Raw genomic sequence first — 14,037 nt, forward strand, 5'->3', positions numbered from 1 at the left:
CTCCTTATCCGGCAAAGTTCAGCCAAGGGTCGGCCAGAATGAAAAACAGGGTCAACAGCACCTGTGCCGCCACCAGCAGCGCCTGGTTGCGCAACAGCTTCAGGGCGCCGGTGATACGCTCGCTCCAGGGGCGCCCGCCATGCTCGGCGGGCTGCAGGTTCAGCGTTGTCAGGGCTTGATCCAGGGACAGGGTGTGCTCCGGAAGGTTTTCAGCTCGCTCGGCAAGGCGTTGGAACAGATCGGCATCGAATGCCACCCGCAGCGCCCAGTATTTTTGCCCCAGGCCGAGCAACAGCAGCCCACCGCTGCAGGTCGCGCTCCAGAACCCCTGGCCGTCCAGGAGGGACTGGCTCAGGCCGAACAAGGCGCCCAACAAGGTAAGCCCGTTGGACAGTCGATCCAGCATGTCGCCACGACGCAACAGACTGGCTGTCACCTGCAATTGCATATCAATGGACACCGCGTGCCTCCATGTGGGTCGCCAGCGGCTCTAGCGCCTCTCGGTGAAAGGGCCCCAGGACAATTCCCGGGCGCGCGCGCTGGATCAACAAAAAGGCTTCGGCAACACTGCTGGCCCGCCCGGTGTGCAACAGCCAGGCGGCTACGGCCGTGGCGCTGCGCGAATAGCCCAAGGCGCAGCAGACCAGGAGCGGTCCGTGCTGGCGCAGGCTTTCGATAGCCAGTGCGGCTTCCTGGCATTGCGCGGTGGTGGGGGCGGTCAAATCCAGGACAGGCAGTGTGCGGTAGGCGACGGTCCCCGGATCAAGCGACAGCTCGGCGCACAGATCGAACACTGCAGTAAAGGTGCTGCCCTTGAGTTCCCGACGGGTCGGTATGCGCCCGAGCCAGACACCATCGAGCACCTGGTCGGGCTGCGGATTGTTGCGGGTCCACAGGCGCGAGTTGAGCCAGGCGGCAGCCACGTAGGGCATCAGCAACCAGCGCGCGGCGGGGGACAGGCGTCCATCGGCACGCTTTTGAAAACCTCCTGCGTCGAGTACGGCGTAATTGAGCGATACCAACAGCAAGGCCATCGCAGGCCAAGCCAGCCACAGCCAGGCCCCCCCTAAGTAGAAGGCCGGGGCGGCGAACACGGCAGCTCCCGACAGGTAGTACAACGCCAGTCTCCAGCGTTTTTTTACGGTCGCCAGCCGGGCACCGTGCAGAGGCCCTGGTCCCTCCAGCGGCCATAGCCAGACACACAACCAGCCCAGCAGCGCTCCGCTTGGCAGATCAATGAAGTGGTGCTGGTAAGTGGTCAGCACCGAGAGCCCGATCAGGGTAAACCAGACATGCATCAATCCGCGCCATAGGCCCTGCAAGTGCTTGTGATAGCAGGTCCACAGGATGACCAACAGCGCAATGTGCAGCGATGGCGCCTGATTGAACGGCTTGTCGAAACCGGCCAGTACGTCGAACAGCCAACCAAATACACCGTCCAGTTCCGGTCGGGCGAAGGTGAAGCGCAACGGCCAGATCAGAAAGCAACTGACCGCAATGAGTTGCGCGGTCAACAGGCGCAAGGCGTGCCGCTTGAGTTCTTCGCGACTGTTGGGCAACAACAGGGACAACCCGTACAGCAAGTCGATAGACCAGTACGGGACGATGCTCCAGGCCCAGAACGGCATGTGGTTTTCCCAGCCGAACACCAGGCTGCCAACATCGTCGCGCTGGGTGGTGAACCAGGTGGCGAAACCGTAGGTGCCGAAGAACAACGGCGCCAGGAGCAGCAGCCAGAGCACCGCAGGTTTGAGCAGACCAGGCTCGCGTGCCGTCGTTGCACTGAGCAGCATCAAGACACCCGTTGCGCGAGAGCCACGCTGAAAATACCCCATTCGTCGACGCGCATGCCGACCTTGCGAAAGCCGGCCGCCTCCACCAGTTGGTCCATCTCCGCTTGGGTGCGTCGGCGCATTACCCAGGCTTGGCCTTCACGGTGGCTGGTCAAGGCTCGGGCGATCAGTTCCAGTTGCGGGTGCCAGGGTTGGCCGGTGTAGACCAGGTATCCGCCAGGTTCCACCGCGTCCGCCAAGCCCGCCAGGGAAGCACTGACCATCTGATTGTCGGCGAACAGCTCGTACAGTCCGGAGACCACCGCCAGGCTAGGTTTTGGATCCAGCGCAGCCAGGTCGGCACGGTCGAAGGCGTCGCCCTTGACGAACCGAGCGATCCCTTCCAGGCCTTTTTCGCGGATCAACGCGCTTCCGTCGCGCACGTTGATGTCGCTGTAGTCGCGCAACAGGATCGACTCGGGTAACGGGCTGACACCCTGCAAGGCTTCGAGAATGTAGCGCCCGTGTCCGGCGGCGATGTCGACGATGCGCACTTCGCGGCCCTGGTCGCGTAATTGCTGCATCGCCAGGCGCAGCAGTTCTTCGACGTGCAGCTTGCGTTGGCGAATGCCGCGCCAGCCGATGGAGTCGAGGTAGTTGCGATCGATCATGCGGCCGACAGCCGAGGTGCCCGTGGGGGTATTGCGATAGACATAGTCCAGGGTGCTGCCGGAGTCGAAGCCGGTGTCGAAGCCCAGTTTGATCCCGGACGACAGTCGGCTACCCAGGCGCATGCTGGCGCGGGTCATGCGCCAATACAGCTCGCGCAGGGAGTTGCGCGGCAGCGGCGCGGCCAATGATTCGGATTCGGCGCAGGTCAGGCCCAGGCGATCGGCGGCCAGCAGGGAAGGGCGGTCGCTTGGTTGCGCGAAGTTCTGCAGGATGAAGCGTCGTGCGCTGGCGACGGCGTGTCCACGGTTCTTTTCACCCAAGGTGTCGTGGAAGAACCCCGGCAGCACATGTTTTTCCTTGTGCAGAGTGCCCAGGCGCTCGAAAAACTGTTCCTGGGGTTGGCGATGCACGACGAAGTCGGCCCCGGATATCAACAACTGAGTGGGTATCGTTATGGCCTGGGCATCGGCCACCACGCGATCGGCGGCCTCGTACAGGCCGAGCAGGACATTCACTGAAATGGCCTTGGTGATCAGCGGGTCGCTGTCGTAGCTGGCGACGCGCTGCGGGTCATGGCTGAGAAAGCGCGCCTTGACGTAGCTGTTGACGAAAAAGTTACCGCGCCACCGGCGCATCAGTGCCAAGCCCTGGCGGGCGAAGGGCACATAGAGCTTGACCTTGAACGCCGGAGACGCCAGCACCAGCGCCCGTATGCGCGGTGCGTAATCGTGGGCCCAAGTGGCGACGATCACGGCGCCGACGCTCTGAGCGATCACCGCGAGGTTTTCCTCAACGATCTGGTAGGACGCGCTCAGGTGCTCGCAGAAGGTCTGCACGTCCCGCACGCTGGTGGCAAAGCTGGGGCTGTCGCCCCGAGCGCCTGGTGAAAGGCCATGGCCCCGGGCATCCCAGGCGAAAAAATCGAAGCCGGGCAGGTCCAGTTCATCCACCAGGTGGGCAATACGCCCGGAATGCTCGTGGCCGCGGTGGAACAGCAGTACGGCCTTGCGTGGGGTTCCCGGTTCTGGGGGGCCGGGCCAGTGGCGGTAAAACAATTGCACACCGTCGTGGGTGGTGAAGGTCTGTTCCTGTGCTTCGCGCATTGCCATTTCCTTAGGCTGAAGAGCTGTCGATTTGTGCTTCCCTGAGGCCCTGGCGGACCCGGTTGACCACGGTATAAGCCAGCAGCATCGCGATGATCGCGAACACCGCGTTGATCCAGAATGGGCTGATCCAGCCCGCTACGATGCCAGCGGCCACGACCCCCAACACGAAAGCCCGGTCACTTTTGCCCATGGGCCCGTCATAGCGCCGCGAAGCACCGACCATCGGTCCCAGCACGCCGCTGTATTCGCTGAACAAGGCGAGCAAGGTCACCAGCAGCACCAGCCACAGGCTGACGCCGGGCAGCAGGGCAAAGGGCAGGATCAAGGCGCAGTCAGCGGTGATATCGCACAACTCGTTGAGATAGGCCCCCAAGTGCGACTGCTGGTCGAATTCTCGAGCCAGCATACCGTCGATGGCGTTGAGCGCCATGCGCACCAGCATCCAGATCGGAACCAGCACGAATATCCAGGGGTGATGCACGAAACCTGCGATCAGCACGCCCACCAGGATTGAGCCGATGCCGGCGATCAGGGTGATCTGGTTGGCGGTGGTGCCTTTGTCGAACAGGCGCCGGACCAGTGGGCGCAGGAGGTTTTGGAATGCAGGTTTGATCTGGTAGATGCTGGGCACGTTGATGAGATCTCGGCGGAGGCGATATGGTTACTGAGTGTAGATGGCATCCGGGGATGGATTTGGGGGCGGCCCCTGGTGCGTGGGTTTAATGTTCAAGGCTTGCTCTTTCGCGATATCGCAACGTCAGGGATTCGTCCATGGCGTGGCCAGTGACAGCTTGATGAGGTAGCGCTCCTCGGTGGGATGCCTGTAATCCAAGAAGCGATTGACCACCAGCATCACCTGGTACTTGTCGCCAGCATGCCAATAGGATGTTCCGCCCTTGTTCTCGTCGCGCAATTGGGCTCGCCAGAGTGGAGTGTCAGCGAATGGTGGGTCTTCTTCGACGCGGATGGGTACCCAGCCGGCTGTACGCCATTGCTCTTGCAGATCCAGTACGACCTTGAGGGTGTCGTCGAGCAATAGTGGCTCTATTTGTGGGGACATATTGACACCGTTGATTGACTCGTCACGGTTGAAGGTAACCGTGAAGTAGCGCGCCAGCGGAGTTATGAACCCATACTGAGAATCGATGAAACGAAGGCGAGCGTCCGACTTAGGCAAACGCCCCCAAAAATGGCCGGCGATGGCTGGATCAATCGCTGCGGTGGAGCGCTTGCGCATATTTTCCCAAGGTTCGCCAATCAGCAAGGCGATTTCCGGCTCATCCGAAAGTGTTTGTGTAGCCACCACTATCAGGAGGGTCGCGACTGCCAGTGCCAACGCACCCCGTCGCCAGCCCACGCGCTTCAGCAGGCTCATCGCACGCCACCACCCAGGGCGATATCCCGAATCGACCGCTCAATCTGCTCGCTCTGTTCGCTTTGCAGCAGATCATCAAACTGCTTCGCCGCCCTGAGCACGAAGGGCATGCGCTGATTGATATCGGCAAGGTTGGCATTGATGCTGTTGCTGAATCCAATGGTGCGTCCGTCATCGATGCGCCGGCACTGACTGGCCAACGTCAGCTCGACGGCTTCGGCAGCGCCGGCCGGGATTCCAATGACGTAGGAAAAATGGTTACTGCGCAACAGCGCGTTGAGCCGCCAGTCGCTGTACATCGCCGGTTGCAGAATGTTCCGCTGCTCGTGCCAAGCCAGATGCTCAACGCTTTCGGCGATGTTACCGGCTTCAATAGCCTCGAAAGCCAGGAGAATTTCCTTCTGACTAGTACCGAACTCTAGTGTTTTTTGTCCGACCGGCCACAGCACCGGATGCTGACTACTGCCATAGATGTTTTTCCGAGAAGCCAGGCAATCCTTCAGCGCCTCTAACCCCCGCTCTTGGTAGAACACATGCAACGGATACACATCTAAGAACAGCGAGGTATTGCCCATCGCCAGCATCTCTTACACAAACCGGTACATCCGTTGCGAGTAATACAACGGACTCTCGGCCCCCCAATGGGTGAAGCCCCACACCGGGTTGTCACGATTGGCCTCCTCGTACTCGCGTTGGCGCTGCTCAAACTCGCGAATGATCGCGCGTTTTTCCCACTCACTGGGGCTGAGCAACCCCGCCAACCCTTGCCTGCTGCTGTCCTTCAGTTGCTGCATTGCCTCCTCTTCCGCCTGCATTTTCTCGATCGTGTCAGCCGCGTGCAGCAAGCCACAGCCCACCTGCTTGGAGGCGAAGGCTGCCAACCCGGCCCACTGAAACCACGGATCGTGGCGCCACAGCTGGGCGTAAGCGGCATTGATCGCCTTGTTGCGCGCCTTCGGGTCGGCGATCAACTTGCCGCCGGGTGCCACGACGTTTTCGACCCTTTGCTGATACCCGCGCCACAGGTTTTCACAGACCGTCCCTGGCCGTTCGCTGAGCGTCGGTGAGGGTGCTCGTGCTGACGTGAAGCTGGATTGTCGCGGCGCGACTGGATTGTTGGTGGTAGCGGGCGGGGCCTCCTGCGGAGGTGCACCCCTCGCGACTGGCGGCGCAGCATCCTGTCTGGACTCATAGGTGGAGTTGGTAAGCGAAGGAATGAGCCCGGCCTTGCAGGGACAGCTGCTGCGGCTGTCCAACGATCCCGCCACCAGTCTGCCGTGACTGTTGATGAACGAGATGCCGCCGATGATTTCGTAGGTTTCGTCGTTTTTGCCACAGGAAACCCGATCCCCTGCGCGAGCATGGGCGAAGCCGAACATCATGACGCGGGTATCAGCTTCCAGCACCTCGCCGCCGCAAGTGGTCTTGTCGCCCTTGCGAATGAAATACCCCTTAGCCATAGCTGCAACTCCTTGTCTGTTGGCCATCAAATTGCGTCTGCCTCCGAAGGATTGGAGGCAAGGCAAAGTGCAACGCAAGGTTTCTATACGAGGCTGTCAGGCGTAAATCAGACGTTTCCGGAATGTATGTAGGAAAGAGGGATTGAATCGATGGTGGGGATTTTTGTAGGAGCGAGCATGCTCGCGATGAACCTGAGAGCGCCGCGGGGTGTCAGGTTTCCAGCGTTATCGTTGACGACCATCGTCGGAACGCCGCCCGGAGCATGCTCGCTCCTACAGGAGCAGTTTTTGCAGGTCTTCCACCGGCAGCGGCCGGCTATGCAGATACCCCTGATAGAGATGGCAGCCCAGCCCCTGCAAAAACTCAAGCTGTTCCGAGGTCTCCACCCCTTCGGCGATGATTTTCAGCCCGAGGCTGCGGGCCATGGCGACGATGGCGCGGATGATCTCGGCGTCGTTGGGGTCGGTGGTAGCGTCGCGAATGAATGACTGGTCGATTTTCAGGGTGTCGACCGGCAGGCGCTTGAGGTAGGTCAGCGAGGAATAACCGGTGCCGAAATCGTCCATGGCAAAGCTCACGCCGAGTTTTTTCAGGCGCAGCATCTTGTTGATGGTGTCTTCCAGGTTCTGGATGACGATGCCTTCGGTGATTTCCAGCTTCAGTAGCGAGCTGGGCAGGCCGTAGGTGGCGAGGCTGCTTTCGATGCGTTCGACGAAGTCATTCTGGCGGAATTGGCGCGGGCTGATGTTGACGCACAGGCTGAATTTCAGCGGGTCCACCCGGCCATCGGCGATCAGTTGCCTGAAGGCCTGGCAGGCTTCGTCGACGATCCAGGTGCCAACTTCCAGGATCAACCCGCTGTCTTCCAGCACCTTGATGAACTCGGTGGGCGACTGCGCGCCGAGCTCCGGATGGTTCCAGCGCACCAGCGCTTCGGCACCGACAATGCGGTTATCCCGGGCGTCCACCTGGGGTTGATAGTGCACGCGAAACTCGCCGCGCGACAGCGCCAGGCGCAGGTCGGTTTCCATGCGCAGGCGCTCGCTTGCGGCCTTCTGCATGGTGTTGTGGTACATCTGCGCGGTATTGCGCCCTGAATCCTTGGCGCGATACAGGGCGATATCGGCACGCTTGAGCAGGTCGGTCGGCGTGGACCCATGGTCGGGAATCAACGCAATGCCGATACTTGGCGTCACCTGCAGGCGCTGACCGTCGAGGAACATCGGTTCAGACAGCAGCTCACGAATGGTATCGGCCAGCTCGCAGACCTGAGCGCTGACCTCGTTGCGCGAGCCTTCGAGGCCGCTGAGCAGCACCACGAACTCATCGCCGCCCAGGCGCGCGACGGTGTCTTCCATGCGCACGCTGGCTTCCAGGCGTGCGGTGATGATTTTCAGCACCGTATCGCCTACCGGATGACCGAGGGAATCGTTGATGTGCTTGAAGTGGTCGAGGTCGAGGAACATCAAGGCGCCGCGCAGGTTGTGGCGCTTGAGCAGGGCGATCTGCTGGCTCAGGCGATCCATCAGCAGTGCGCGGTTGGGCAGGTTGGTCAGCGGGTCGTGGTAGGCCAGGTGGCGGATCTGCGCCTCGGCATTTTTCAGCAGGCTGACGTCCCGCGCGGTCAATAGCAGGCACGCGGTTTCGTTGAGGGTGATTGGCTCCACCGACACTTCTACTGTCAGCAATTCGCCGCGTTTGTTGCGCCCGAGCATTTCCTGGTGATGTACCCGGCCCTTGATCTGCAGCTCAGCCAGCAGCATCGAGCGTTGTTTCTCTTCGGCCCAGATCCCTACCTGATACACGGTACGGCCGATCACTTCATCGGCGCGGTAGCCGGTCAGGCGGCAAAAGCCGTCGTTGACCTCCAGATAGCGTCCGGTATCGCGTTCGGTGATGGTGATGGCGTCGGGGCTTGAGTGGAAGGCCTTGGCGAACTTCTCTTCGCTGGCCTTGAGCGCCGCTTCCGAGCGTTGCTGCTGGGTGATGTCGCGCAAGGTGGTAACGATGCAGGACTGTTCGCTGACGCTGATCTGACGGCTGGAAATCACGCAGGTCAGCGATTGCCCATCCTTGTGCTGGACGAGGATTGCCACATTGTTCAGGCCTTGTTCGCGAATCACCTGTTCGATCCGCTGCAGGCTTTTTGCCGAAGCGTCCCACAGGCCGATTTCGTCGGCGCTGCGGCCGATCACGTCGGCGGCGCTCCAGCCAAAGGTCTGGGTGAAGCTGGAATTGATCTCGATGAATTGGCCGGTGTCCTGGCGCGTCACGCAGATCGGGTCCGGGCTGACCTGGAACAGGGTAGCGAATTTCTCTTCGGACGCTATCAGTCGCTGTTCGCGCTCGACCTGGTCGGTGATGTCGAGCAAGGTGCCGGCCATGCGCAGGGGGACACCGTTTTCATCGCGGTAGAGGCGGGCGCGGCTTTCCAGGTAGCGAGAGCTGCCATCCGGCATTTGCACCCGATAGGTCAGCTGATAGTTGCCGGCCGGGCCTTCGCGCAGGCTGCGGTACGCATCGCGCATGGTGTCGCGTTCTTCGCCGGGCACGCCTTCGAAAAAGTCGTCGAAGGATTCATGGAATGGAACGGGCTCCATGCCGTGCAACTGGGCGGCGCGCGCCGAGCCATACAGCATGCCGCTGGGTATGTGCCAGTCCCAGGTGCCCAGTTGCGCCGAGTCCAGGGCCAGGTCGAGGCGCTCCTGGCTGTCTTTGAGGGCGTGTTCGGCCGCTTTGCGTTCTGTGGTGTCGAGGAAGGTGCTCAGCAGGTAGGGCTGGCCTTCGAGTTCGACCTTTTGCGCACTGAGGATGCCATCGTGGACCTGCCCGTTGCTGGCGCGAAACTGCACCTCCATATTGGTCAGCTCGCCCTTGGCCTTGGTGGCCTTGACCAATTGGGCGCGTTGCTCGGGGTGCACCCAGAGGCCCAGTTCCAGCGTGGTGCGGCCGATCGCGTCCTGTACCGGCCAGCCGAACAGGCTTTCGAAATACTGGTTGGCTTCGGTGATCAGGCCGTCATCCTGGCGCGTCAGCAGGACCATGTTCGGGCACAGGTGAAACAGCGTCGCGAAGCGTTTTTCCGAACTGCTCAGCGCCTGTTCGCGCAGGCGCTGGTGGGTGATTTCGCGGATTACGCCAATCATTCGGGGGCGGCCGAGTTTGTCCGGCAGCAGGCTGCCGCTGATCTCCAGCCAATGCAGGCTGCCGTCGGGCCAGCGAACGCGGTGGTGCATCGCTTGCTCGAGCGGTGCGCCTGCGATCACGGCATGGAAGGCGCGAAGGGTCTTTGCCCGATCTTCGGCAGGCAGCAAGTCGAGGTATTCGAGGTCGGCCGGCAACGGTTGCCGGGGATCGAAGCCAAACAGCGCCTGCGTGCCCCGGGACCAACTGATCTGCCCACGCTCGATATCCCAATACCACGCGCCCAGCCGTGCGCCATTGAGCGCGGCCAGCAATTGCGAGGCACTTTCCCAGCTTTGTTCGGAGCTTTTCGGGTCAAGCGCCTGGATGCGCGGCATCGGCGGAATACGGTCAACAGATTTCGGCATTGGCAAGCCTTGAGCTGAATTGGGTCTCGGGTACAGAAATTCGGGCTCTATAGGAGTAGCACAAGTTAGCCTTGAGTCCCTGGCAGATCGATCTGGGCATCCAGTAAGGCCATGAAGGCCCGTGCTGCATTCGATAGCGTCCTTTCTGTGTGCAGGATATAGCCTAGCTGGCGAGTCAGTTGTATGCCCGGTAAAGGTATTCGCGCAACCTGGTCGTCGAGCATGGTGCGTGGCAAGACACTCCAGGCCAGGCCGATCGACACCATCATCTTGATGGTTTCAAGGTAATTGGTACTCATGGCGATGTTCGGCGTCAGGCCTTGGGCCTCGAACAGGCGTTGGACAATGTGATGGGTGAACGTGTTGCCACCGGGGAACACCGCCGGGTGTCGGGCGATGTCCGCGAGGCTGACCTTGCCGTTGCCGAGCAACGAATGCTCCGGGGCGACCACAAAGTCCAGCGGGTCGTCCCACACCGGTGTGGCCTTGACCAGGGCATGGGGCTCCGGCGCCAGAGTGATGACCGCCAGTTCAGCCCGACCATGGAGGATTTCTTCGTAGGCCACTTCCGAATCGAGAAACTGGATATCCAGCGCCACCTCGGGATAACGCCGGGTGAACTCTCTCAATAAAGGCGGCAAACGGTGCAGGCCGATATGGTGACTGGTGGCCAAGGTCAGACGACCGGTCACCTCCCCGGTGAGGTTGGTCAGGGCGCGGCGCGTATCATCGAGGACATTCAGGATCTGGTAGGCCCGGGGCAGCAGGGCGCGGCCGGCCTCGGTCAGGCCGACTTCGCGGCCCAGCCGATCGAACAGGCGCACCTTCAATTGCTGCTCCAGGCCAGCGATGCGCTTGCTGATCGCCGGTTGGGTCAGATGCAGTCGCTCGCCGGCGCCGGAGAAGCTTCCGGTCTCGGCGATGGCAATAAAGGCATTGAGATTGGCGAGGTCCATTGCTGTATTCCAGTTGGTTATCCAAAGCATAAAAAATATGAATTTGAGTTATTTAATCTAACCCCATAGGATCAGCCTCACAAGCCAAAGGGTTATTGAATCACTCAAGACCCAGGGCATAGAAACAAGCTGATGAGGAAACCGTCTGATGGCCGGCAAAACGCTCTACGACAAGCTCTGGGATTCGCATTTGGTCAAACAGCGCGACGATGGCTCGGCGCTGATCTACATCGATCGTCACATCATCCACGAAGTGACTTCGCCGCAAGCGTTCGAAGGCCTGCGGCTGGCCGGGCGCAAGCCTTGGCGCATCGATGCCAACATCGCGACCCCGGACCACAACGTACCGACTACCCCTGAGCGCAAGGGCGGCATCGCAGCCATTGCCGACCAGGTCTCGCGTTTGCAGGTCCAGACCCTCGACGATAACTGCGATGAATACGGCATCGTCGAATTCAAGATGAATGACGTCCGCCAAGGCATCGTCCACGTCATCGGCCCGGAGCAGGGCGCTACTTTGCCGGGCATGACCGTGGTCTGCGGCGACTCCCATACCTCGACCCACGGTGCGTTCGGTGCCCTGGCCCACGGTATCGGCACTTCCGAGGTCGAGCACGTGCTCGCCACTCAGTGCCTGGTCGCCAAGAAAATGAAGAACATGCTGGTTCGCGTCGAAGGCCAATTGCCGTTTGGCGTGACTGCCAAGGACATCGTGCTCGCCGTGATTGGCAAGATCGGTACCGCCGGTGGTAACGGCCACGCCATCGAATTCGCCGGCAGCGCGATTCGCGACCTGTCCGTTGAAGGCCGCATGACCATCTGCAACATGTCCATCGAGGCCGGTGCTCGCGTTGGCCTGGTGGCCGCCGATGAAAAAACCGTGGCTTACGTGAAGGGCCGTCCATTCGCCCCGAAAGGCGCGGAATGGGATTTGGCCGTCGAAGCCTGGAAAGACCTGGTGTCCGATGCCGACGCGGTGTTCGACACGGTTGTCGAGCTCGACGCGACCCAGATCAAGCCGCAAGTCAGCTGGGGCACTTCGCCCGAGATGGTCTTGGCGGTCGACCAGCACGTTCCGGACCCTGCGAAGGAAATGGACCTGGTCAAGCGCGGTTCCATCGAACGCGCCCTGAAGTACATGGGTTTGACCGCCAATCAGGCGATCACCGACATTCAGTTGGACCGCGTGTTCATCGGCTCCTGCACCAACTCGCGGATCGAAGACCTGCGCGCTGCGGCGGTGATCGCCAAGGGCCGCAAGGTGGCCTCCACGATCAAGCAGGCCATTGTGGTGCCGGGTTCGGGCCTGGTGAAGGCACAGGCTGAGTCGGAAGGCCTGGACAAGATTTTCCTCGAAGCCGGTTTCGAATGGCGCGAGCCGGGTTGCTCGATGTGCCTGGCGATGAACCCGGACCGCTTGGAGTCTGGCGAGCATTGCGCTTCCACGTCGAACCGCAACTTCGAAGGCCGCCAGGGTGCCGGTGGTCGTACCCACCTCGTGAGCCCGGCCATGGCCGCCGCCGCCGCGGTGAACGGTCGTTTCGTCGACGTCCGTGAATTGATCTAAAGGAGCGCAGCATGAAAGCTTTTACCCAGCACACTGGACTTGTCGCGCCTCTGGATCGTGCCAACGTCGACACCGACCAGATCATCCCGAAGCAATTCTTGAAGTCGATCAAGCGCACCGGTTTCGGTCCGAACCTGTTCGACGAATGGCGTTACCTGGACGTGGGTCAGCCCTATCAGGACAACTCCAAGCGCCCATTGAACAAGGACTTCGTCCTCAATGCCGAGCGTTACCAAGGCGCCAGCGTGCTGCTGGCCCGCGAGAACTTTGGCTGCGGCTCCAGCCGCGAGCACGCGCCATGGGCGCTGGAAGAGTACGGTTTCCGCAGCATCATCGCGCCAAGCTATGCCGACATTTTCTTCAACAACAGCTTCAAGAACGGCTTGCTGCCGATCATCTTGAGCGACGCTGAAGTCGACGAGCTGTTCCAGCAGGTCGAGGCCAATCCGGGCTACCAGCTGCAGATCGATCTGCAGGCCCAGACCGTGACCCGCCCGGACGGCAAAGTGCTGAGCTTTGAAATCGACGCGTTCCGCAAGCACTGCCTGCTCAATGGCCTGGATGACATTGGCCTGACGTTGCAGGACGGTGATGCGATTGCGGCGTTCGAAGCCAAGCACCGTGCCAGCCAGCCGTGGTTGTTTCGCGACGCTTGATTCTCGTTAGTTAGTGCCGGCCTCATCGCTGGCAAGCCAGCTCCTACAGGATTAGCGGTGTTCACAAAACCTGTAGGAGCTGGCTTGCCAGCGATAGGGCCCGGACAGGCACCACAAGACCAAACCCTGAAAAAGGAAGTCCCCATGACCAGCACCGCCCAGCACAGCCAGGTCGTCCAAAAGCAATTCGGTGAACAGGCCGCGGCCTACCTGAGCAGCGCCGTACACGCTCAAGGCACCGAATTCGCGCTGCTGCAGGCCGAACTGGCGGGGCAGGGCGAGGCGCGGGTCCTGGACCTGGGCTGCGGTGCCGGTCACGTGAGTTTTCAGGTGGCCTCGCTGGTCAAGGAAGTGGTGGCCTACGACCTGTCGCAGCAAATGCTCGACGTGGTCGCCGCCGCCGCCATTGATCGGGGTTTGAACAATGTGACCACGGTCAACGGCGCCGCCGAGCGACTGCCGTTCGCCGATGGCGAGTTCGATTTCGTTTTCAGCCGCTATTCGGCGCACCATTGGAGCGATCTCGGCCTGGCCTTGCGGGAAGTGCGCCGGGTGCTGAAACCGGGTGGCGTAGCGGCTTTCATCGACGTGTTGTCACCAGGCAGCCCATTGTTCGACACTTACCTGCAAAGCGTCGAAGTGCTGCGCGACACCAGCCATGTGCGCGACTATAGCGCCGGTGAGTGGTTGCGCCAGGTCAGTGAGGCGGGGCTGCATACCCGCAGCACCAGCCGCCAGCGGCTGCGATTGGAGTACAGCTCCTGGGTCGAGCGCATGCGCACGCCACAGGTGATGCGCGCGGCGATCCGCGAGTTGCAGCAGTCGATGGGTAACGAAGTGCGCGAATATTTTGAGATTGAAGCCGATGGATCGTTCAGTACCGATGTGTTGGTGCTGATGGCTGAAAGATAAGCGACTAAC

Annotated in this window: 10 protein-coding genes and 1 pseudogene; 3 read left to right on the forward strand and 8 right to left on the reverse strand. The window is 61.1% G+C overall.

Features of this window, described 5'->3' with window-relative positions; translation table 11 throughout:
• Nucleotides 1-4: 4 nt before the first annotated feature.
• From CGA21_RS17675 to CGA21_RS17710, 8 genes and pseudogenes are all read right to left on the reverse strand, one after another.
• On the reverse strand, nucleotides 5-460 hold the full coding sequence (locus CGA21_RS17675) for a hypothetical protein (protein WP_033042383.1): 456 nt from the start codon (nucleotides 458-460) through the stop codon (nucleotides 5-7).
• Nucleotides 450-1,793: a phosphatase PAP2/dual specificity phosphatase family protein gene (locus CGA21_RS17680; RefSeq protein ID WP_188264702.1), complete on the reverse strand. Its 1,344-nt coding sequence runs from the start codon at nucleotides 1,791-1,793 to the stop codon at nucleotides 450-452. Before CGA21_RS17680 ends, CGA21_RS17675 begins: the two co-directional genes overlap by 11 nt.
• Nucleotides 1,793-3,547 (reverse strand): bifunctional alpha/beta hydrolase/class I SAM-dependent methyltransferase, encoded by a 1,755-nt coding sequence (locus CGA21_RS17685; RefSeq protein ID WP_188264703.1) that lies wholly within the window; start codon nucleotides 3,545-3,547, stop codon nucleotides 1,793-1,795. Before CGA21_RS17685 ends, CGA21_RS17680 begins: the two co-directional genes overlap by 1 nt.
• 10 nt (nucleotides 3,548-3,557) lie before the next feature.
• Nucleotides 3,558-4,181: a CDP-alcohol phosphatidyltransferase family protein gene (locus tag CGA21_RS17690; protein ID WP_188264704.1), complete on the reverse strand. Its 624-nt coding sequence runs from the start codon at nucleotides 4,179-4,181 to the stop codon at nucleotides 3,558-3,560.
• 126 nt (nucleotides 4,182-4,307) lie between these two features.
• The gene (locus tag CGA21_RS17695) at nucleotides 4,308-4,925 is read right to left on the reverse strand and encodes a hypothetical protein (RefSeq protein ID WP_188264705.1); all 618 of its coding nucleotides are present in this window, start codon (nucleotides 4,923-4,925) and stop codon (nucleotides 4,308-4,310) included.
• A pseudogene (locus CGA21_RS17700) lies at nucleotides 4,922-6,385 on the reverse strand (PAAR domain-containing protein). The gene CGA21_RS17695 and the pseudogene CGA21_RS17700 overlap by 4 nt, the downstream one beginning before the upstream one ends.
• 273 nt (nucleotides 6,386-6,658) lie before the next feature.
• Nucleotides 6,659-9,937 carry an EAL domain-containing protein gene (locus CGA21_RS17705; protein ID WP_110749188.1) on the reverse strand — a complete coding sequence of 1,093 codons (3,279 nt, stop codon included), beginning with the start codon at nucleotides 9,935-9,937 and terminating at the stop codon, nucleotides 6,659-6,661.
• A 65-nt stretch (nucleotides 9,938-10,002) separates the two neighbouring features.
• Entirely contained in the window at nucleotides 10,003-10,893 is an 891-nt protein-coding gene (locus tag CGA21_RS17710; protein WP_020795491.1) for a LysR family transcriptional regulator, read from the reverse strand.
• A gap of 148 nt (nucleotides 10,894-11,041) precedes the next feature.
• On the opposite strand from CGA21_RS17710, the gene leuC reads away from it, so the two are divergent.
• From leuC to CGA21_RS17725, 3 genes are all read left to right on the forward strand, one after another.
• Nucleotides 11,042-12,460, forward strand: coding sequence for a 3-isopropylmalate dehydratase large subunit (leuC, locus tag CGA21_RS17715; RefSeq protein ID WP_020795490.1), 1,419 nt, complete (start codon nucleotides 11,042-11,044; stop codon nucleotides 12,458-12,460).
• 11 nt (nucleotides 12,461-12,471) lie between these two features.
• A complete protein-coding gene (leuD, locus tag CGA21_RS17720; protein WP_008056361.1) occupies nucleotides 12,472-13,116 on the forward strand; it encodes a 3-isopropylmalate dehydratase small subunit in 645 nt (214 codons plus the stop codon).
• A 144-nt stretch (nucleotides 13,117-13,260) separates the two neighbouring features.
• Entirely contained in the window at nucleotides 13,261-14,028 is a 768-nt protein-coding gene (locus tag CGA21_RS17725) for a class I SAM-dependent methyltransferase (protein WP_083349499.1), read from the forward strand.
• Nucleotides 14,029-14,037 lie beyond the last annotated feature (9 nt).

Source organism: Pseudomonas sp. PSB11 (genome assembly GCF_014596605.1).
GTDB classification, from domain to species: Bacteria; Pseudomonadota; Gammaproteobacteria; order Pseudomonadales; family Pseudomonadaceae; genus Aquipseudomonas; species Aquipseudomonas umsongensis.

What these genes read in the sequence shown, in the direction of transcription:
- CGA21_RS17680 (WP_188264702.1), bottom strand. Translation starts at nt 1,793, where the DNA reads ATGCTGCTCAGTGCAACGACGGCACGCGAGCCTGGTCTGCTCAAACCT.
- CGA21_RS17685 (WP_188264703.1), bottom strand. Translation starts at nt 3,547, where the DNA reads ATGCGCGAAGCACAGGAACAGACCTTCACCACCCACGACGGTGTGCAA.
- CGA21_RS17695 (WP_188264705.1), bottom strand. Translation starts at nt 4,925, where the DNA reads ATGAGCCTGCTGAAGCGCGTGGGCTGGCGACGGGGTGCGTTGGCACTG.
- CGA21_RS17705 (WP_110749188.1), bottom strand. Translation starts at nt 9,937, where the DNA reads ATGCCGAAATCTGTTGACCGTATTCCGCCGATGCCGCGCATCCAGGCG.
- CGA21_RS17710 (WP_020795491.1), bottom strand. Translation starts at nt 10,893, where the DNA reads ATGGACCTCGCCAATCTCAATGCCTTTATTGCCATCGCCGAGACCGGA.
- leuC (WP_020795490.1), top strand. Translation starts at nt 11,042, where the DNA reads ATGGCCGGCAAAACGCTCTACGACAAGCTCTGGGATTCGCATTTGGTC.
- leuD (WP_008056361.1), top strand. Translation starts at nt 12,472, where the DNA reads ATGAAAGCTTTTACCCAGCACACTGGACTTGTCGCGCCTCTGGATCGT.
- CGA21_RS17725 (WP_083349499.1), top strand. Translation starts at nt 13,261, where the DNA reads ATGACCAGCACCGCCCAGCACAGCCAGGTCGTCCAAAAGCAATTCGGT.